Source organism: Actinomycetospora sp. (assembly GCF_036497585.1).
Lineage (GTDB): Bacteria > Actinomycetota > Actinomycetes > Mycobacteriales > Pseudonocardiaceae > Actinomycetospora.
In genome coordinates this window covers 1-19,037 of sequence record NZ_DASXJD010000226.1, presented here as the reverse complement: position 1 = coordinate 19,037, position 19,037 = coordinate 1, and the positions used below count along the sequence as shown (strand labels likewise).

At 72.6% G+C, this 19,037-nt stretch carries 18 protein-coding genes and 1 pseudogene; 9 read left to right on the top strand and 10 right to left on the bottom strand.

What is annotated here, in order from left to right:
- Window positions 1-491: 491 nt before the first annotated feature.
- Both crcB and VGH76_RS23910 read left to right on the top strand, forming a co-directional pair.
- Window positions 492-962 carry a fluoride efflux transporter CrcB gene (gene crcB, locus VGH76_RS23915; RefSeq protein WP_414637799.1) on the top strand — a complete coding sequence of 157 codons (471 nt, stop codon included), beginning with the start codon at window positions 492-494 and terminating at the stop codon, window positions 960-962.
- Window positions 959-1,315 carry a CrcB family protein gene (locus VGH76_RS23910; RefSeq protein WP_331559251.1) on the top strand — a complete coding sequence of 119 codons (357 nt, stop codon included), beginning with the start codon at window positions 959-961 and terminating at the stop codon, window positions 1,313-1,315. Before crcB ends, VGH76_RS23910 begins: the two co-directional genes overlap by 4 nt.
- A 99-nt stretch (window positions 1,316-1,414) precedes the next feature.
- On the opposite strand, the gene VGH76_RS23905 is transcribed toward VGH76_RS23910, so the two are convergent.
- From VGH76_RS23905 to VGH76_RS23890, 4 genes are all read right to left on the bottom strand, one after another.
- Window positions 1,415-2,671: a DUF445 domain-containing protein gene (locus VGH76_RS23905; RefSeq protein ID WP_331559252.1), complete on the bottom strand. Its 1,257-nt coding sequence runs from the start codon at window positions 2,669-2,671 to the stop codon at window positions 1,415-1,417.
- Window positions 2,672-2,995: 324 nt separating this feature from the next.
- Window positions 2,996-4,864, bottom strand: coding sequence for an asparagine synthase (glutamine-hydrolyzing) (gene asnB, locus VGH76_RS23900; protein WP_331559250.1), 1,869 nt, complete (start codon window positions 4,862-4,864; stop codon window positions 2,996-2,998).
- A 91-nt stretch (window positions 4,865-4,955) separates the two neighbouring features.
- The gene (locus VGH76_RS23895) at window positions 4,956-6,371 is read right to left on the bottom strand and encodes an ATP-binding protein (RefSeq protein ID WP_331559249.1); all 1,416 of its coding nucleotides are present in this window, start codon (window positions 6,369-6,371) and stop codon (window positions 4,956-4,958) included.
- Window positions 6,372-8,036: an FAD-dependent oxidoreductase gene (locus tag VGH76_RS23890; RefSeq protein ID WP_331559248.1), complete on the bottom strand. Its 1,665-nt coding sequence runs from the start codon at window positions 8,034-8,036 to the stop codon at window positions 6,372-6,374.
- A gap of 101 nt (window positions 8,037-8,137) precedes the next feature.
- On the opposite strand from VGH76_RS23890, the gene mycP reads away from it, so the two are divergent.
- The 3 genes from mycP (at window position 8,138) to VGH76_RS23875 (ending at window position 11,507) form a co-directional block, all read left to right on the top strand.
- Window positions 8,138-9,514: a type VII secretion-associated serine protease mycosin gene (gene mycP, locus VGH76_RS23885; protein WP_331559247.1), complete on the top strand. Its 1,377-nt coding sequence runs from the start codon at window positions 8,138-8,140 to the stop codon at window positions 9,512-9,514.
- A gap of 67 nt (window positions 9,515-9,581) precedes the next feature.
- Entirely contained in the window at window positions 9,582-10,439 is an 858-nt protein-coding gene (locus VGH76_RS23880; RefSeq protein WP_331559246.1) for a nitrilase-related carbon-nitrogen hydrolase, read from the top strand.
- A 189-nt stretch (window positions 10,440-10,628) separates the two neighbouring features.
- A complete protein-coding gene (locus tag VGH76_RS23875; protein WP_331559245.1) occupies window positions 10,629-11,507 on the top strand; it encodes an LLM class flavin-dependent oxidoreductase in 879 nt (292 codons plus the stop codon).
- Between the two features lie 7 nt (window positions 11,508-11,514).
- On the opposite strand, the gene VGH76_RS23870 is transcribed toward VGH76_RS23875, so the two are convergent.
- Complete coding sequence (locus VGH76_RS23870) at window positions 11,515-12,348, bottom strand: PhzF family phenazine biosynthesis protein (RefSeq protein WP_331559244.1); 834 nt, start codon at window positions 12,346-12,348, stop codon at window positions 11,515-11,517.
- 159 nt (window positions 12,349-12,507) lie between these two features.
- Between VGH76_RS23870 and VGH76_RS23865 the strand changes: the two genes are divergently transcribed.
- The 4 genes and pseudogenes from VGH76_RS23865 to VGH76_RS28070 all read left to right on the top strand — a co-directional run bounded on the left by VGH76_RS23865 (window position 12,508) and on the right by VGH76_RS28070 (window position 15,116).
- Window positions 12,508-13,281 carry a coniferyl-alcohol dehydrogenase gene (locus VGH76_RS23865; RefSeq protein WP_331559243.1) on the top strand — a complete coding sequence of 258 codons (774 nt, stop codon included), beginning with the start codon at window positions 12,508-12,510 and terminating at the stop codon, window positions 13,279-13,281.
- 108 nt (window positions 13,282-13,389) lie between these two features.
- Window positions 13,390-14,295, top strand: a complete 906-nt coding sequence (locus VGH76_RS23860) for a serine protease (protein WP_331559242.1) — start codon at window positions 13,390-13,392, stop codon at window positions 14,293-14,295.
- A gap of 138 nt (window positions 14,296-14,433) precedes the next feature.
- Window positions 14,434-14,646 (top strand): annotated as a pseudogene (locus VGH76_RS28075) (hypothetical protein); the annotation flags it as partial.
- Between the two features lie 134 nt (window positions 14,647-14,780).
- Window positions 14,781-15,116, top strand: coding sequence for an LGFP repeat-containing protein (locus VGH76_RS28070; protein WP_414637800.1), 336 nt, complete (start codon window positions 14,781-14,783; stop codon window positions 15,114-15,116).
- A gap of 164 nt (window positions 15,117-15,280) precedes the next feature.
- On the opposite strand, the gene VGH76_RS23855 is transcribed toward VGH76_RS28070, so the two are convergent.
- From VGH76_RS23855 to VGH76_RS23835, 5 genes are all read right to left on the bottom strand, one after another.
- Window positions 15,281-15,763 carry a cupin domain-containing protein gene (locus VGH76_RS23855; protein ID WP_331559241.1) on the bottom strand — a complete coding sequence of 161 codons (483 nt, stop codon included), beginning with the start codon at window positions 15,761-15,763 and terminating at the stop codon, window positions 15,281-15,283.
- Between the two features lie 87 nt (window positions 15,764-15,850).
- Entirely contained in the window at window positions 15,851-16,216 is a 366-nt protein-coding gene (locus VGH76_RS23850) for a DsrE family protein (protein WP_331559240.1), read from the bottom strand.
- A 366-nt stretch (window positions 16,217-16,582) separates the two neighbouring features.
- Window positions 16,583-16,987 carry a tautomerase family protein gene (locus tag VGH76_RS23845; RefSeq protein ID WP_331559239.1) on the bottom strand — a complete coding sequence of 135 codons (405 nt, stop codon included), beginning with the start codon at window positions 16,985-16,987 and terminating at the stop codon, window positions 16,583-16,585.
- A gap of 229 nt (window positions 16,988-17,216) precedes the next feature.
- On the bottom strand, window positions 17,217-17,648 hold the full coding sequence (locus VGH76_RS23840) for a cupin domain-containing protein (RefSeq protein WP_331559238.1): 432 nt from the start codon (window positions 17,646-17,648) through the stop codon (window positions 17,217-17,219).
- Window positions 17,649-17,846: 198 nt separating this feature from the next.
- On the bottom strand, window positions 17,847-18,137 hold the full coding sequence (locus VGH76_RS23835) for an antibiotic biosynthesis monooxygenase family protein (protein WP_331559237.1): 291 nt from the start codon (window positions 18,135-18,137) through the stop codon (window positions 17,847-17,849).
- Window positions 18,138-19,037 lie beyond the last annotated feature (900 nt).

The window sequence follows — 19,037 nt, the reverse complement described above, 5'->3', positions numbered from 1 at the left end:
CGTAGTCGCCGAGGCCCAGCAGCGCCAGCGACGGCGCGCGCAGCGGGTCGACCGCGTCGGCGACGGCCTTGCTCGCCTGGTCGCGGGCCTCGCGGACGTCGAACTTGGTGGGGAACGTGACGGCCATGATGATCACTCCTGGATCGGACGGAGACGTGTGACGTCGGGCGTCGGCGGCCCTCGTGGCCGCCCGCCCGGTCGCACCGGAGGCGGTGCCGGTCTGTGCCGGACCATCGGCCTCCGATGCCGGCTGACACCCACGCTAACACGAGTGCTAGCTGATGCAAGCGCCCTGATTGCGCAGGTGGCGTGGCGTGTCGCACATTCGCGGAGATCACCTCTGTGCGCTGCGACGACGCGCGCGCTAGCGTTCTCGGAGATGGCGGTGGGGCCCGCCGACAACCGCGCCGACCGGGCGCCAACGGTCCCTGGAGCTCGACGAACCGGCCCAGGTGACGGGGTCGGTGCCCGACCGCGCCCAGGGAGCCGCCGTGAGCCACGAGCACGATCCGGAGATCGCCGACGACGTCATCGCCGGCCGCGAACCCGGCACGCCCGTCCTGCGCGGCCAGGGCGCCGCCGTCGCGGCGGTCGCCGTGGGCGGCGCGCTCGGTGCCCTCGCCCGCTGGGGCATCGGGCTCGCCTGGCCCACCCCGCACGGCGGGTTCCCGACGGCGACCCTGCTCATCAACGTCGTCGGGTGCCTGCTCATGGGCGTGCTCGTCGTCCACGTCGCCGAGGTCCGCGAGGCCCACCCGCTGGTGCGCCCGTTCCTCGGCGTCGGCGTCCTCGGCGGGTTCACCACGTTCTCGACGTTCGCGGTGGACAGCCAGCAGCTGCTGGCCGGTGGACACCTCGGCACCGCGCTCGGCTACCTGGCGGCGACGGCGCTCGGGTCGGTCGGCGCCGCGGCGCTCGGCCTCGCCCTGGCCCGCGCGACGACGCGGGGGGTCCGGGGGTGACCGCGCTCTGGGTGGTCCTCGGCGCCGCCGTCGGCGCCCCGCTGCGCTACCTCACCGACCGCACGGTGCAGTCCGCGCACGGGACCTCGTTCCCCTGGGGGACGGTCACGGTGAACCTGGTGGCCTCGCTGGTCCTGGGCGTCGTCGTCGGGGCCTCGTCGGGGTCGGTGGTGACGGCCGCCGTCGGGACCGGCTTCTGCGGCGGACTCTCGACGTGGTCGACGCTCGGGTACGAGACGGTGCGCCTGGCCGAGGCAGGCGAGCGGACCCACGCCGTGCTCGACGTCGTGGTCCAGACCTTCGCCGGGCTCGGTGCGGCGGCGCTCGGCCTCGTCATCGGCGCCGCGCTCTAGAACCGGCCGGCCGGGACGGAAGCAACGGCACGTTCCTGGCGTCAGACGTCAGGTCGAGGGGAGCACGCCGATAGGGCCGTTCACCCATCGCAAGCCCGATCAGCCGACGGCGAACACCCCCACGGTGTAGATGATCAGCCCCGCCAGGGCGCCGACGACCGTGCCGTTGATCCGGATGAACTGCAGGTCGCGCCCGACCTGGAGCTCGATCTTGCGGGAGGTCTCGGGCCCGTCCCACCGCTTCACGGTGTCGGAGATCAGCCCGGTGATCTCCGGCGCGTAGCGGGTGACCACGTACGAGGCGGCGTCGACGATCCAGCTGTCGACCTTGTCGCGCAGGCCCTCGTCGAGCACCATCCGCTCGCCGAAGCGGCTCACGCCGTCGGTCACGCGGCGGCGCAGCTCGCTCGACGGGTCCTCGGCGGCGTCGAGGATCATCGCCTTGGCCGTCGCCCAGGCCTTGCTGACCAGGCCCTGCACGTCGGGGTGCGCGAGGAGCTGCATCTTGATCGACTCGACGCGCTCGATGGTCTCCTGCTCGAACTGCAGGTCGCCGGCGAAGCTGGTGAGGAACCGGTCGATCGCCTTGCGCAGCGGGTGGTCCTGGTCGGACTTGACCGCCCAGGCGAAGGAGAGCGCCTCGGCGTAGAGCCGGTCGCCGATCAGGCCGTCGACGAAGCGCGGCGACCAGCTCGGCGCCTGCTTGCTGACCAGGGACATCACGGTGTCGTGGTTGACTCGCACCCAGTCGTAGGCGCGGTCACAGATCAGGTCGACCATGCGGCGGTGGGAGCCGTCCTCGAGGATCCCCTCGAGCAGGCGCCCCATCGGCGGCCCCCACGGCTGCGCGACGACGCGACGCGTCACGGTCTGCTCGATGACCGCCTGGACCTCGTCGTCCCGGAGCACCGCGACGGCGCCGCGCACGACGGTCGCGGCCTCGCCCGTGACCCGCTCGGCGTTCTCCCGCCGCGAGAGCCACGCCCCGGTGCGGTGCGCGATCCGGGCCGAGCGCAGCCTCTCGCTGACCACGGGCACCGAGAGGAAGTTCTCGCCGACGAAGTCGGACAGGCTCTCCCCGAGCTGGTCCTTCTTGCGCGGGATGATCGCGGTGTGGGGGATCTTCAGCCCGAGGGGGTGGCGGAAGAGGGCGGTGACGGCGAACCAGTCGGCGAACGCGCCGACCATCCCCGCCTCGGCGGCCGCCCGGACGTAGCCGGTGAAGGCCGGGCCGCCGTGGCGCTCCCAGGCCAGGAAGACGATCCACACGACGGCCGCCCCGACGAGGAACGCCGTCGCCACGACCTTCATCCGCCGCAGGCGTTGGCGCTTGCCCTCGTCGTCGCCGAGCCCCATGAGCCCGGCCCCGCCCGAGGGGGTCACGGCCGTCTCCTGCACCGGTGCTTCTGCACTCACCCCACGGATTGTGCCCCCATCGTGTCAGCGACCCGACCGGGCGAACCGCGAGAGGCTGTCGTGCGAAGCGATCGAGAGGGCGCGGATCGCCCGCATCGTCGTCGGCTCCCGGGGCGTTACACACACGACGCCCCGAGAGGCCGGCCGACCTCCGTGGCGCGACGACGCGCCTCACGACACCCCGTGCGACCGACCGCGCCCGGCCGCACGGGGTTCCCGCGCCTCCCGGTCGCCGTGCTGCCCCACGGCGACCGGGGGGCGCCCTCAGCTGGTCTCGACGGTCGGCGAGTAGCGCTCCATCCAGGCGTTGAGCTGCAGCACGTTCTCCATCTGCGACCGGTCGACCTCGAGGCTCGTCCCCGACTCCGTCGGCGCGTCCACCGCCTCCCGGATCTTCTCCGGGTCGATCAGCCGGCGGACCGGGGCGTCGCGGTCGGCGACGAGGTCGGCCAGGTCGCCGCGGACCGCCTTCTCGTAGCCCGGGTCCTGCGTGGAGGGGTACGGGCTCTTCACGCGCCCGACGATCGAGGCGGGCAGGACGTCCTTGGTCGCGGCGCGCAGCAGCGACTTCTCCCGGCCGTCGAAGGTCTTGAGCGACCACGGGGTGTTGAACACGTACTGCACGAGCCGGTGGTCGCAGAACGGCACCCGGACCTCGAGGCCGCTCGCCATCGACATGCGGTCCTTGCGGTCGAGCAGGATCTGGACGAAGCGGGTGAGGTGCAGGTAGCAGATCTCGCGCATCCGGCGCTCCTGCGCCGAGACGCCGTCGACGTGGGGCACCTCGGCGAGCGCGTCGCGGTAGGACTGCGCGACGTACTCCTTCAGGTCCAGCGCCTTGAGCAGGTCGGGGTCGAAGAAGCTGCGCTCGAGGTCCAGGGGGCTCGACTGCGCCGCCATCCACGGGAAGGTGTCGGCCATGACGGCGGCCTCGTCGTGGAACCAGCGGTAGCCGCCGAACACCTCGTCGGCTGACTCCCCGGACAGCGCCACGGTCGACCGGCCCCGGATCGCCTTGAACAGCAGGTACAGCGAGGTGTCCATGTCGCCGAGCGAGAGCGGCAGGTCACGCGCCCGCAGCACCGCGGCGCGGGCCTTCGGGTCCGTGAGGTCGTCGTTGGAGAGCGTGATCGCCTCGTGGTCGGCAGCGACGTACTCGGCGAGCTCCCGCACGTACGGGCCGTCGGGGGTGTCACGCATCGGGTCGGCGGCGAAGGAGTCCTCGTAGCCGACGAAGTCGACCGAGAACGACCGGACCGGCCCGCCGCCGGCGTCGCGCAGCTGCTGGGCGGCCAGCGCGGTGATGGCCGAGGAGTCGAGCCCGCCGGAGAGCAGCGAGCACAGCGGCACGTCGGAGATCAGCTGGCGGGAGACGATGTCGTCGAGCAGCTCGCGGACGTGGGCGACCGTGGTGTCGCGGTCGTCGGTGTGCTCGAGCGCCTCGAGCTGCCAGTAGCGCCGGACCGTGAGGCCCTCGCGCCGGACGCGGACCAGCGAGCCCGGGCGGACCTCGTGCATGCCGCGGTAGCCGCCGTGGCCGGGCGTCTTGACGTGCGAGAGCAGCTCCCGCAGTCCGTCGAGGTCGACGACGGCCTCGGCGCGCGGGTGGGCGAGGATCGCCTTCGGTTCGGAGCCGAACAGCACCCCGTCCGGCGTCGGGTAGTAGTAGAGCGGCTTGATGCCCATGCGGTCGCGGACGAGGAACAGCTCGTCGGCGCGGACGTCCCACAGCGCGAACGCGAACATGCCGTTGAGGCGCGTCACGACGTCCTCGCCCCACTGCAGCCAGCCGTGGAGGATGACCTCGGTGTCGGAGCCGGTGCGGAAGCGGTGGCCCTCGCCCCGGAGCTCCTCGCGCAGCTCGGTGAAGTTGTAGACCTCGCCGGAGTAGACGATCGCCAGGCGCGTCTCGCCGGTCAGCGGGTCGTCGAGCACCATCGGCTGGTGCCCGCCGGGCACGTCGATGATCGCGAGCCGGCGGTGGCCGAGCGCGGCGTGCCCCGTCGTCCAGAGACCTTCGTCGTCCGGCCCGCGGCAGGCCATCGTCTCGGTCATGGCCCGCGCGACCTCGCGCGCGGCCGGGTCGTCGTCGAAGTTCCCGGTGAAGTCGACCGTTCCTGCGATGCCACACATGGGCCGTGCCTCCTGTCGTCGTCGACAGGACCTGGCTACCCCGTTTGTTTAGCTCATGTAACCAAATGTGACGTGGCGGTTACGCGACAGCTCAGCTGATCGGCAGGCGGATCTCGAAGGTCGTCCCCGCCGACGAGGTGTGCACGCGGATGTCCCCGTGGTGCTTGCTGACGACGATGCGCCACGAGATGTCCAGGCCCAGGCCGGTGCCCTGGCCGACGTCCTTCGTCGTGAAGAACGGCTCGAAGATCCGGGGCCGGACGTCGTCGGGGATGCCGGGGCCGGTGTCGGAGATCTCGACGATCGCCGTGTCCGACTCCCGCCGGGTCCGCACCGTCAGCGTCCCGGAGCCACCCATCGCCGCGACCGCGTTGTCGACGATGTTGGTCCAGACCTGGTTGAGCTCGGCCGGGTAGCACGGCACCTGCGGCAGGTCGGGGTCGAAGTCCTTGACCAGCTCGATCCCCTCGAGCTTGCGCGAGAGCATCGTGAGCGTCGACTTGAGCAGCACCCGCAGGTCCGAGGCCTGGTACGGCGCCCGGTCGAGCTGCGAGTACTGCCGGGCGGCGTTGACCAGCGTGCCGATCCGCGCCGTGGCGTCCGTGATCTCGCCCATGAGGGTCTCGGTCTCGACGGCGTAGGCGATCCAGCGCACGGCCGCCCCGAGCGTGCCGTCGGGCACCGTCCGCTCGACCTTGCCGAGCCACTCGGCGTCGAGGCCGCCCGCGACCAGCACCGCGGCGAGGTCCCAGGCGCCGTCGACCTCGCGGTCGGCGAGCCAGTCGCCGATCTCGTCCTCGGCGTCGGAGGTCTGCATGGCGGTGAGCTCGGGCGCGGTGGCGACCCCCAGCACCGCCTCCTCCTGCAGGTCGACCAGCTGCGCGACGACGGCGCCGTCGAGCTTCCCCGAGGCGAGCATCGCCAGCTTGTGGCGCATGCCGGCCACCCGGTCGCGCAGCGACTCGGTGGCGCGGATGGCGGCCGCCGCCGGGTTGTTGAGCTCGTGGGTCAGGCCGGCCGAGAGCGAGCCGAGCGCGAGCAGGCGCTCCCGCTCCCCGATCGCCGTCGACGAGCGCTGCATCCCGATGAACAGCCCCGCCACCAGGTGCATCGCGAGCGGGAACCACTCGCGCAGCTTCTCCGCCCAGTCCGCGGCGGGCAGCGCGAGCAGCGTCGTGTCGGAGCAGGCGCGCAGGGTGTGCTTGTAGGTCTGCTCGACGCCGGGGACGAACGCCTCGGTCGACCCGCCGTAGGTCCCGGGAGTGGTGGACCGGCTGATCTCGACCTCGTCGCCGCGGGAGAGCCGGATGAGCGCGATCTCCCCGCGGCAGAGGACCCAGAAGCAGCGGGCCGGGTCGCCCTCGCGGCAGACGTCCTCGCCCGCCGGGGCGTCTACGACGTCGGCGTGCTCAGCGATCCAGGCGAGCTGGTCGTCGTCGAGGGACTCGAAGAGGAAGAGCTCCCGCAGTGCCGCGGGGTCCAGTTCCGGTCGTTCGGTGGTGGTCATCTACCTGTTCTCCAACCAGCGGTGCACCAGGCTCACCGCCATCGCGCCCTCGCCGACGGCGGAGGCCACGCGCTTCACCGACCCGCCCCGGACGTCGCCGACGGCGAACACCCCGGGCACGGAGGTCTCCAGGTGGAACGGATCCCGGTCCTGTTCCCATCCCGACGGGCCCCGCGAATCCGGCGCGAGCGGCAGGTCCGGGCCCGAGAGGACGAACCCGCGGCCGTCGCGGGCCACGACACCGTCGAGCCAGTCGGTCCGGGGCTCGGCGCCGATGAACACGAAGAGCCACTGCGCGTCGAGGACGTGCTCGTCGCCGCTGTTCCCGTCCCGCAGCGTCAGCTTCTCGAGGTGCTCGTCGCCGGCCGCGCCGACCACCTCGGTGCAGGTGCGGACCTCGATGCCGTCGACGGCCTCGATCTGCTCGATGAGGTACTGCGACATCGAGGCCTGCAGCGACGGCCCGCGCACGAGCATCACGACGCGCTCGGCGTACCGGGAGAAGTTCATCGCGGCCTGGCCGGCGGAGTTCGCGCCGCCGACGACGTAGACCGTCTCGCCCTCGCACGACGGCGCCTCGGTGGTCGCGGCGCCGTAGTAGACGCCGAGGCCGGCGAGCTCGGTCAGGCCCGGGGCGTCGAGGGTGCGGTAGGAGACGCCGGTGGCGAGCACGACGGCGTGCGCGGCGATCTCGCTGCCGTCGTCGAAGGTGAGGAGGCGGACCCCGCCGCGGGCGGCGAGGCCGGTGACGGTCCGCGTCGTGAGGATCTCCACTCCGAACTTCACCGCCTGCCGTCGCGCGCGGTCGGTCAGCTGCGCACCCGAGACGCCGTCGGGGAAGCCCAGGTAGTTCTCGATCCGGCTCGAGGTGCCCGCCTGCCCGCCGGTGGCCACCGACTCGACGAGGACGGTGCGCAGGCCCTCCGACCCGCCGTAGACCGCGGCGCCGAGCCCGCCGGGGCCGCCTCCGACGACCGCGAGGTCGTACAGCGCATCGATCGCGTGGGTGGCGAGCCCGGCCTCCTCGGCCACCTCGGCGTCGGTCGGGTCGATCAGGGCCTTGCCCTCGCCCGTGACGACGACGGGCAGGCGCGCGCCGTCGAGGTCCGCGGCCTCGAGCAGCCGGTGCCCCTCCGGGTCGTCGGCGAGGTGGAAGCGGAAGGGCACCTGGTTGCGGGCGAGCAGGTCACGCAGCTCGTAGGAGCGCGCAGACCACCGGTGGCCGATGATGCGGGTCTCGGTGGCGGGCCGGTCCGGGGTGCGCCGCCAGGTCTCGAGCAACTGGTCGACGACAGGGTAGAGCTTCTCCTCCGGCGGGTCCCAGGGCTTGAGCAGGTAGTGGTCGAGGTCGACGACGTTGATCGCGGTGATCGCGGCCTCGGTGTCGGCGTACGCGGTGAGCAGCACGCGGCGGGCCCGCGGGAAGATGTCCATCGCCTGCTCGAGGAACTCGACGCCGCTCATCCGCGGCATGCGCTGATCGGCGAGCATCACGGCGACCTGCTCGCCGCGCAGCGCGATCTCCCGCAGGGCCTCGAGGGCCGCCTCGCCGGAGTCCGCACGGACGATGCGGTGGTGTTCGCCGTACTCGCGTCGGAGGTCGCGCGCGACGGCCCGGGAGACCCCCGGGTCGTCGTCCACCGTGAGGATGACCGGTCGGGGCACGGCTCCAGCCTAGGCGGCCGCGCCACCTCGCGGTCACGCTCGCGGCCACGGGTCGCGCGGAACGGCCACGCCGGACGATCCCCGCGTCCTACGCTCGCCGCGTGACCGGGACGGGGGGAGCGTTCTGTGCGGCGGCCCTCGCGCTCGTCGCCCTGCTCGCGCCGGGTGCGGCCGCGGCGGCCGTCCCCGGTCCGCCCCCGCCGGATGCAGGGCTGCTCGCCGGGCTCGACCCGACGCCCTCGCCCCTGCCGGGGGCGACGCAGCGGGTCGCGTGCGTGTCCCCGCTCGGCAGTGACGGGTCCGGGGTGACCCACCGGCCCTGGGGGCAGGACCGGCTGCGGATCGCCGACGCCTGGCGCTGGGGCCGCGGGGCCGGCCAGACCGTCGCGGTGATCGACACCGGGGTGGCGCCCCACCCGCGGCTGGCGGGGCGGCTCGTCGACGGCGGGGACTTCGTCGGGCCGGGTGGCACCGGGACCGCCGACTGCGACGGGCACGGCACGCTCGTCGCGGGCATCGTCGCCGCCGCACCGGACCCGTCGTCGGGACCCGCGGGGTTCGTCGGGGTGGCCCCGGAGGCGCGGGTCCTCGCGATCCGCCAGAGCAGCGCGACGGTGACGGTGGCCGGCCGCGTCGGCCCCGGTGCAGGGGACGTCACCACGCTCGCGCGGGCCGTGCGGCACGCGGTGGACCTCGGCGCGACGGTGGTCAACATCTCCGAGGCCGCCTGCCTGCCGGTCGCGGTGGCCCCGCGGGTGCTCGCACCGCTGCGGGCCGCGGTGCGGGAGGCGGTGGACCGCGACGTCGTCGTGGTCGCCGCGGCGGGCAACGCCGGCTCGGGGGCGTGCGTCCAGGACGACCCGTCGGGGGCAACGGAGGGGCAAGCCGAGAAGGATCAGATCGTGGCACCCGCCTGGTTCGGCGACGACGTGCTCTCGGTCGGCTACGTCGGGCAGGACGGCCGTCCCTCGCCGCGCACCGTGCGTGGCGCGTGGGTGTCGGTGGCCGCCCCCGGGACCGACGTGGTGTCCCTCTCACCCACCGGGGCCGGGCTCGTCGACCGCGTCCAGCCCGCCGGTGGCACCGGCGACCCCGCGGGCTCCCCGATCGAGGGCTCGAGCTTCGCGTCGCCCTACGTCGCGGGGGTCGCCGCGCTGGTCCGCGCGCGCTTCCCGACCTGGTCGGCGCGGCAGGTGACGGCGCGGATCGTCGCCACCGCCGAGCGCGCGGGAGGGTCCCGCGACGACGCCGTCGGGGCCGGGATCGTCGACCCGGTCGCCGCCCTGTCGGGGCCGGCCGATGCCGCGGCGGGCGGCGCGGAGGGCGGCGGACCGGGCCGGGTCGACCTGGCGGGAGGCGGGGATGCACACTCCGGGGCGCGCGCGGTCGCGCTGATCGGCACCGTGGGGGCCGCCGGCCTCGGCGGCCTCGTCGTCGGTGCGGTCGTGCTCGCGCGCCGGGCGCGCCGACCGCGGTGAGGGGCCGGAGGCGCCTTGCCCCCGGCTCCGCTCGCGTCTGCCGTCCGACCGCGACCGAGGAGCCATCGTGCGGATCACCCTGGCCCAGACCGACGCCACCCTCGGCGACCTCGACGGCAACCTCAAGCGCGCCGAGCGGGTGATCGGGGAGGCCGTCGAGGCCGAGTCCGACCTCGTGGTCTTCCCCGAGCTCGCGCTGTCGGGGTACCAGATCGGCGACGTCACCCACGACCTGTCGGTCTCCCCGGACGACCGCCGCCTGCTGCGGCTCTCGCAGCGCGCGGGCGGCGCCGGGATCCTCCTCGGCTACCCGGAGGCGGGCACCCACGGCCTGCACACCTACAACAGCGCCGGCTACTACGAGGACGGGCACCTCGTCCACGTCCACCGCAAGCTCTACCTGCCGACCTACGCCACCTTCGAGGAGCGCAAGCACTTCCTCCCCGGCCAGCACTCCCGGGCCTACGGGGTGCGCGGCGGTCGGCACCGCGCGGCCACGCTGATCTGCAACGACGCCTGGCAGCCGCAGGTGGCCTTCCTCTCGACCCAGGACGGCGCGCACCTGCTGCTCGTCCCGGCGAACTCGGCGCAGTCGATGTCGCCCGAGCGCTACGACTCCCGCGAGTACTGGCGCAACATCACGACGTTCTACGGGCGCATCTACCAGCTGTTCGTGGTGTTCGTGAACCGCGTGGGAGTGGAGGGCGGCCTCACGTTCTGGGGCGGCTCGCACATCGTCGACCCCTGGGGCGAGGTGGTCGGCGAGTGCGGGGAGGGCGCGGAGGCCGAGGAGGCGCTCACGTTCGAGATCGACCTCGCCGACGTGCGCCGACGGCGGCGGGACATCCCGCTCGTCCGGGAGGCGCGCCTGGGCCTGCTGCGCCGCGAGATCGACCGGCTGCTCGACGAGGGCGGAGACCTGTAGGGCGGCTTCGCCGAGTGGCCCCCGAGGGCTGCCGGATCAGCCACGAAGGTCCACTCGGAGGCGGTGACCGGCCACGGTGCCGGTCGAGTGGGCCTCGAGGGTTGCGACGGCAGCCGTGGGAGTCCACTCGCCGTCGCGGGCCGCGGTACTCACGAGCGGGGGAGCGCACCCCGCTCCTAGGATGCCGAGGTGACGAGGACGCCCCGGTTCGGCTGGCTCTCCCCGGCGATCGGCAACCGCTGGAGCGACCACCGGCCGATCGTGGTCGACCAGGACACCGCGATCCTGCCGACGGCGCTGCCCCACTTCGACTCGCTGTGGCTCGCCGATCACTTCTACGGGATGGACACCCTCACGGACCCGTTCGTGGAGGCGTGGACGACGCTGACCTGGCTCGCGGCCCGGCACGAGCGCGTCGAACTCTGCCACCACGTGCTCGGCGTCGGGTACCGGTACCCGCCGCTGCTCGCGAAGATGGCGGCGACGCTGCAGCACCTGTGCGGCGGCCGCTTCGTCCTCGGGATCGGCGCCGGCTGGCGGGCCGAGGAGTACGCCGCCTACGGCTACGACTTCCCGAGGCCCTCGGTGCGGTTCGCGCAGCTCGAGGAGGCCGTGACGATCTGCCGGCGGATGTGGACGCAGGACTCGCCGTCGTTCGAGGGCCGCTACTACCGGATCGACGGCGCCGCCGCGCCGCCGCTGCCCGACCCGCCGCCGCGGATCTGCATCGGCGCGGCCGGGGAGAAGGTCGGGCTGCCGCTCGTCGGGCGGCTCGCCGACGCGTGGAACGCCCCGGGCGACGGCGACGAGCGGGACTGGGCCCGTCGGCTCGACATCGTCCACCGCGCCGCCGAGGACGCCGGCCGCGACCCGGCGGACATCGAGGTGTCGGTGACGCTGGAGCGGGCGCTGCCCGAGAGCGACGCGGACTCCGCGCGCCTGGTCGAGGAACTGGCCGCCCGGTTCGCCGCCGGCGCGGACCACTTCGTCATGGACTTCGGGAACCCGACCTCGACCGAGCCGGTCCTGCGCTTCGCCGAGCAGGTCATCGCGACGCTGCGCGGCTGACGCGGGGTCAGACCGCGAGCTCGCCCCGGCTGATCGTCACCGCGTTGCCGCGCAGCAGCACCCGGTCGCCCGCCACCTCGACGCCGACCGTCCCGCCGCGGCGCGAGAGCTGCGCCCCGACCAGCGAGGGCTTGCCGAGCTTCTCGGACCAGTAGGGCGCGAGGCAGCAGTGCGCCGAGCCGGTGACCGGGTCCTCGTCGATCCCGACGGCGGGGGCGAAGAAGCGGGAGACGAAGTCGGCGTCGTCGATCCCGTCGTCGGCGGCCGCCGTGACGATGACGCCCCGTCCGGTCGCAGCGCGCAGCACGGCGAGGTCGGGCTCGAGCTCGCGGACCTCCGCCGCCGCCGAGACCTCGACGAGCACGTCGTGGCGGCAGCGCGCCACCGCGATCACCGACGCGCCCAGCGCGTCGGCGAACTCGTCGGCGAAGTAGCCGTCGGGCAACCCCGCCACCGGGACGTCGATGGGGAAGTCCAGCGCGATGGCGTCGCGGCCGGCCCGGTCGGCGCGCAGCACCCCCGAGGCGGTGCGGAACGCGAGCGGCGCGCTCGTCAGGCCCTCCTCGAGCAGCACGTGCGCCGAGGCCAGCGTCGCGTGCCCGCAGATGTCGACCTCGACGGTCGGGGTGAACCAGCGCAGGCCGATCTCCCCCGTCCGTTCCAGGGTGGAGAGGTCGACGAAGGCGGTCTCGGAGTGGTTCATCTCGGCCGCGAGGTCCTGCATCCACGCCGCGTCGACGGCCCGGTCCCGGTCGCTGTCGAGCAGACAGACCGCGGCCGGGTTGCCGGTGAAGGGCACGGCGGTGAACGCATCGACGACGAAGAGCTGCACGCTGACCATGGTGCCGTGTCACGGCGTCCGACGGGGGCGTTCGGGACCCTCCGATGTCTGGGCCGTCCGGACGACGCGTGAGGGTGGGCGTCACCCGCGAGGAGCAGGGGACCTGCGCAGCATCACCTGGCCGTGACGGACATACCGCCGTCTACTCTGACCGGTGCCATGAGCACCGTCTTCGTCGTCACCGGAGCCTCCTCGGGAGTGGGACGCGCGCTCGCGCAGTTCCTGGCGCGCCACGGGGTGACCGTGGTCGGGCTCGACCGCCGGGATCCGCCGGACCGCGAGTTCGCCCACGTGCAGTGCGACCTCACCGATCCGCCTTCGGTCGACGCGGCGGTGGAGCGGCTCGACGAGCGGGTGGACGCCCTCGCCAACGTCGCCGGCCTGCCCGGCACGTCCCCCGCCGACCAGGTGCTCGCCGTGAACTTCCTCGGCATGCGCCACCTCACCGAGCGGCTCCTGCCCCGCATCCAGCGCGGCGGCTCGGTGGTCAACGTGTCGTCCTCCGAGGGCCGGCACTGGGTGGCCCACCTCGCCGAGCTCCGGCCGCTGCTCGCGACGACCTCCTTCGAGGAGGGGCTGCGCTGGTGCCGGGAGTGCCGTCCCGACCGGCCCGTCTACGACATCTCCAAGGAGGCCGTCCTCGCGTACACGACGGCGTCCTCGACGTTGACCTGGCCGGACGGCGTCCGGATGAACGCCGTCGCGCCCGGGCCGGTGCGCACCCCGCAGCTGCCCGACGTCGAACGCGCGTCGGATCCCCGCCGCCTCGCCCGCCAGCGCACGGCCGCCGGGCGGGACGCCGAGGCCGACGAGATCGCCTCGGTGGTCGCGTTCCTCATGTCCAACGAGAGCCGGTGGATCAACGGCCAGACCCTCGCCGCCGACGGCGGGGTGGCCGCGGCGACCACCTGGGCGGCGCTGCAGACCCGGTGAGACGCCGGGCTCTCACCCTTCGTGTGGGCCGGGTCGCGGTTCGTGCGTCACCGGCGTCGATCAGGGGCGTTTGACACCTCGAAGTCGGTTCGACAGATCGGGGTGTCCATGCGCGGGGCTCAGCAGGCACGACGTGGGCGCTGGCTCGCGGCGGTATTCGTCGGGGCCGCGGCGCTGACCGCCGCCACACTCGGCACCGCCTGGGCGGATCAGTCCCCGGTCCCCACCCCGGTGCCGCGCGTCGCGGTGCCCGCTCCCGCGCCGGCCGCCGGGCCCGACCTCGGCGCGGCCACCGGCGGTGGGCTGCACCCCGGGGTCCAGATGCGCACCGCCGGGGCCCAGTGCACCGCGAACTTCGTCTACAGCGGCGGCGGCAAGACCTACCTCGGCCAGGCCGCCCACTGCTCGGGCACCGGCTCGGCGAACGAGACCGACGGCTGCACGTCGAAGTCCCTGCCGCTCGGGACGCCGGTGGAGATCACCGGGGCGTCGAGGCCCGGCAAGCTGGCCTACAACTCGTGGCTGGCGATGCAGGGGGCGCACGAGAAGGACGCCGACGCCTGCGCCTTCAACGACCTCGCGCTCGTCGAGATCGACCCCTCGGACGTCCCGGCGGTGACCTCCTCGGTCCCGTTCTTCGGCGGCCCGGTGGGTATCGACACCGACGGCACGACGCCGGGCGAGCGCGTCGTGAGCTACGGCAACTCCGAGCTGCGCGGCGGGGTGCCGGTGCTGAGCCCCAAGGTCGGCACCAGCCTCGGCGACCAGGGCCACGGCTGGAGCCACACCGTCGCGACCGTCAGCCCCGGCATCCCCGGCGACTCGGGCAGCGCCTTCCTCTCCGCCGACGGGCGCGCGCTCGGCGTGCTCTCGACGCTGAACTTCACCCCGGCGCCCGGCACGAACTCGATCGGCGACCTCGCGAAGATGCTCGGCTACGCCCGCGGTCACGGCGCTCCCGGCGACCTCTCCGTGACGGCCGGCGGGCCGTTCCACGGCCTGGGGCTCGTGTAGGTGCGCTTCGCGCACGTGAGCACTTTCCGGGGTCATAGCCCCAGAAAGTGCTCACCTGCCTTCGGCACCTAGGAGCCGGACAGGCTGCGCCGGCCGTTGGCCAGCGAGAACGCGTGGATCGACGAGGAGTTCGCGGGGATGCCTACGTATCTCACGGCCACCGACCCGGTGACGGCGTACTACCAGCAGCTCGGCGGGGCCCCGTCGTACCTCGGGGCGCCGAGGACGGCGGTGACCGACGTCGCCGGCGGGAAGACGCAGGACTACGCGGGCGGCTCGATCTACTGGTCGTCGGCGACGGGCGCGCACGCAGTCCGCGGCGCGATCCTCACCCGATACCAGGCGCTCGGCGGCCCGGGCGGGACCTTGAAGTTCCCCACCTCCGACGAGCTCGTCACCGCCGACGGCAAGGGACGGCGACGAACTTCTCGGCCACCGGGGGCGGCGCGCTCTACTGAAACCCGTCGACCAACGCGGTCTACGGCCTGCTCCGCCCGCTGCGCGACAAGTGGCTGGCCCTGGGCGAGACGAAGAGCGTCCTCGGCTACCCGACCCGCGACGTCACCGCGACCGCAGACGGCGCCGGCCGGTACGCCACGTTCGTCGGCAACGGGTCGATCTACTGGTCCACCGCGACCGGGGCCCACACGATCTTCAACGCCATCCGCACGAAGTGGACCTCGCTGGGGGCGGAGCGCTCGTCACTGGGCTACCCGACCACCGACGAGTACGCGGTGAGCGGCGGGAAGCGCAACGACTTCGTCAAGGGCTCGACCGTCTGGGCCCAGGCGAAGAACACCACGACAGTGACGTACCGCTGAGGGTCCTGACGTCGGGGTGTGGTCCGGGGCGCCGCATCCCGCCGCTGCCTGTCGTGATCACGACTTCGGGAGCGACACGCGCAAGATTCGATGCGGCAGGCTCACGAAGACCAGATCTCCACGAGACGTGCGGGACGGGGTCCGGGTCGACACCGGCCGTCCGCTCACAGGTCCGGGGGCATCCCCACGACGGTGACGCCCCAGTCGCTGACGGCGGACATCGCTCGCTGACCTTCCTCCTCGTCGACCGACCGGCCCGACGGAAGCGTGGTGTCAGCGGCCGGGGTACCGACCTGGCGGAAGAACCCCTCGAGCCCGGCCGGCGTCGTGATGCACAGGAAGCGAGCCGAGGGCGACGAGACGGCGTAGGCGTGCTGCACGCCCCGCGGCATCCACGCGAATCCTCCCGCGCCACGTCGGAACGGTGGTTCGTCGCCGACCCAGAACTGGAGCTCGCCGTCGATGACGAAGTAGCCCTCGTCGTCCCTGTTGTGGATCATCAGGGGCGACCCGTGGCCCTGCGCAGCCCAGAACTCCGTGATGCCCAGCTGCCCTGCGGTCTGGGTACTGTCCGCCCGCACGGCCACGAGCGAGTCGAGAAACCTGATCGGCTTCTCCGGCATGCCGTCGGTCACATTGTCGGTCACGATTTCCCCCGAATTCCAAGCGCCCCCGCCGTCAGCATGGGAAGCGTGCCAATCAGGCTGCTCGGGGAGTCCCCCGACGAGGCCCGCTCAGTAGCTGAACACGGTGCCGGCCTCGTCGTCGAGCCACTCGAACAGGGGCACTGCACCGGCCACCTCGGAGTTCTCCACCAGGTCGGCCTGGTCGAGCTTCCGGGCGTTGAAGCACACGGGACAGACCTGGAGCAGACCTCCGGCGCTGGCGAAGCGCTGCGCGAGGTCGGGCAGCGGCGGACAGCCGTCGCAGGCGACACCGACGACGCCGTCCTTGAGGGCCAGCCGTACCGCTTCCTTGGTCAAGAACATCCGGACCGGCTGCCCGCGCTCGGCGGCACTGACGCCGACGAGGAAAGCGACGGTGACGCGCTCGGAATCCTCGAGTCCCGTCGCCAGGTTGACGATGACTTTGTTGCTCACGAGTTCTCCCAGCTCGGCACGGGTGATCCTCGACAGTGGAGCACCGGAGAGCGGGAGCGGGAAGGCCTGAACAGGCTAATCGTGGAACCGCTTCGGATGATCATCACGGTGGGTCGCCGCCACGGCACGAACCGTTGGCGCATTGCCGCTTCCGCTCCGCTGCGTGCTCGAATTCGCACTCTTCGTTGCAGTTCTTCGCGAACGCGCTGTGTCTCTCGTGCACCGTTCATTCCGGTCGACGCGCTTGCCGCTCGTCTGTACTGTCTGACCGTTTCTGCCCTCCCGACGACGTCGCGTCCGACGCCCGCCGACATCCATCCCGCGATCCACGAGGAGCCCGTCTCTCTCATCCACGCGTGGACACCTTCACGGCCCCGACGCCCGTCCCGTGAAGGCCGGGTTCTCGGCTCCGGGTTCGCCGACGGTCCTCCCGCCTTCGAGGACGAGGTGGGTCGGCGTCTCGCGCAGGGCCACGGTCACCTCGTCGGCCGCCGCTCCCGTCGCCCGTTCCACGGCTGCGGCCAGGTCGTGCAGCAGCGTGCTGATGGTGTCCGCGTCGCGGCCGGCTCGAACGGAGCCCTGGAGGTAGGTGCCCGGCCGCTGCTGCCCGCCGACGTACGCGTTGCCTGAGCCGGTGGTCCAGAAGATCACGTGGACGATCGACCGTGGCGCTCCGGTGACGGCGACGTGCACATCGGTGATCTCGTGAGCGAGCTGGTCCTTCTGCGACCGGGTCAGCTCGTCGTCGGTCGTGAGCTCGTAGCGCGGCACGGCAGGAGAGTCCGCCGGACCGACCTACACGTCAACGACGGCTCCGCCGACGCGGGGTGGCCAGGGGCGGGGTCGAAACGCCGACCTATCGCTTTTCAGGTGCCCGGAACAGTTGCTAACCCGTCACGATCAGTCGTTTGAGCAGGGGAAACGTCACCGGTGGACGCGGGCGGACATCCTTGAATCTCAGCCGGTTGCTGAAGTACTGCTGAAGTACATCGGGCGCGGATCAGAGAATGATCTCGCTGTTGTGGCGCCGATAGATCTCGGCGAGCTGGGCCGGATCGGGCGGGCCGGAAGCGGGCAGGGCGGCACCGATCTCCTCCATGAAGCTGAGCGCGCTCGCGGGGCTCCACACCCCGACGACCCGAGCAGGCTTGTCGTTCGGGTTGGCGAACGTGTGTCGCTCGCCCTTCGGCGCGAGGATGAGACCGCCGACAGGCACCGGTTCAGGCTCCGACCGGCCACTGATCATCGTCAGCGCACCCTCGAGGACGTAGATCGCCTCGTCGAACCCGTGGTGAATGTGGGGCGGCGGTCCAGCGAAGTTCGGTGGGACGGTGAGCTCGCAGAACGCCAAGCCCTCGCTCTCGCCGAGCACACGGATGACGTCGCCAGCGTAGGGGATCAGGCGGGTCGCGCCCCCCAGGTTCGCGTCCACGAAGTCGAGGCTGCTCCCGCTGTCAAGCGTCGGCCTCTTCAGACCGCGAACCCCTCGCTTACAAGGTGTCCTTGGGCCGTCTCAACGGATCGGGCGGTAGCCGCTGACCAGGGCTTTTATCCTCGACGGACTCTTGCGGACGGTGCTGAACGGAGCCCGGCTGATGCAGTGCTGGTGCAGTGCTCCTGGCCCTGTCGATCAGCCAGTCAGGGAGCGGACGTCCGCGACGTCGTACTCGGCGACGGACGCCGACAGCACCTCCGCCGCCTGGTCACCGCTCGGGCCGGCACCTCGGAAGGCCTCGACGTCTGCTTGGGACTCCCACCGCTCGAGGATGTTGATGCGGGTGGGATCAAGCAGGTCGGCCGTGATCGAGAAGTCGAGGCATCCAAGAGCGTCGCGCGCCTGCTCGACGACGGTGACGCATCCCGCGAGGTAGGCCTCACGTCGATCAGCCGCGACGGTCAGGTGCCCGGCAACGATCATCATTGCTCGCTTCTTCCCTCGACCTCTGCGGTCCTACAAGTGAACTTCACTCTAGTGGCCGTGCTGCATCATGCCCAAAGGCTTGGCCTCGGGGTCTCTCCCTCGGCGGCGCGGGGTCGCTACGGACAGGTCGACCGCACCGCCGCAAGGGCCACCCTACGAACCTCACCGGCGGCGTTCCTGCTGACCGTGGCCCTTGCGGCGGTGCGAGCGGGCTGTCAGACCCCGGAAGCGCCGCCGAGGGCGAGTCCCCGCCCCGACCACCACCGCACTCCCGACCGGCCTGCCACCCGGGGCCCCTCTCCTGAGGCCGGTGCCCTGGTCCAGGGCGGAGCGCCTGGTCGCCGAAGGCTGTCCTTCCATTCGCTGATCCCGTTCGCGGCCGTCTCGCTGCTCTGACCACCAGGGCCGCGAGACGACGGCCCCTTTTGACGCGCCCACCGCAGACCCCGACGGGTCCTGTGGCGATGGCACGCGTCCGCATCCGGTCACACGCACCCGCGAGACGGCCTCTCCGAGAGGCCCGCCGTGTCCCACTCCCTCAACTCGGGCAACGCGTCCCGCCCGTCCTCGTCCAGGTCGGCGCGGTCGTCGCGGCATGCCCTGCCTGATCCGTGGCGCTCTTACACGCCTGCGCCCGTTCCCTCTGCTTCGTCGGTGGCGGCCGTGGGAGGCGTGGCCGGCCCGCCGCAGCGGGTCGGAGACAGGAGCGACCGGCGGAAGCCGGTCGCGTCCGACCCGGCCGCTGCCCCGGCGCCAGCCGAGGGCCGCGCGCCTGGGCTTGACCATCGGTACCCCGATGGAGCCGCGGACCCTCAACCGGCACTTCGAGGGGCTGCGGGTCACGGCCGGCCTGCCCGACGTCCGACTCCACGACCTGCGTCACACCGTGGTCAGCCTGCT

What these genes read in the sequence shown, in the direction of transcription:
- VGH76_RS23905 (WP_331559252.1), bottom strand. Translation starts at nt 2,671, where the DNA reads ATGGGGCTCGGCGACGACGAGGGCAAGCGCCAACGCCTGCGGCGGATG.
- VGH76_RS23895 (WP_331559249.1), bottom strand. Translation starts at nt 6,371, where the DNA reads ATGACCACCACCGAACGACCGGAACTGGACCCCGCGGCACTGCGGGAG.
- VGH76_RS23870 (WP_331559244.1), bottom strand. Translation starts at nt 12,348, where the DNA reads ATGGTCAGCGTGCAGCTCTTCGTCGTCGATGCGTTCACCGCCGTGCCC.
- asnB (WP_331559250.1), bottom strand. Translation starts at nt 4,864, where the DNA reads ATGTGTGGCATCGCAGGAACGGTCGACTTCACCGGGAACTTCGACGAC.
- VGH76_RS23860 (WP_331559242.1), top strand. Translation starts at nt 13,390, where the DNA reads ATGCGCGGGGCTCAGCAGGCACGACGTGGGCGCTGGCTCGCGGCGGTA.
- VGH76_RS23865 (WP_331559243.1), top strand. Translation starts at nt 12,508, where the DNA reads ATGAGCACCGTCTTCGTCGTCACCGGAGCCTCCTCGGGAGTGGGACGC.
- VGH76_RS23835 (WP_331559237.1), bottom strand. Translation starts at nt 18,137, where the DNA reads ATGATGATCGTTGCCGGGCACCTGACCGTCGCGGCTGATCGACGTGAG.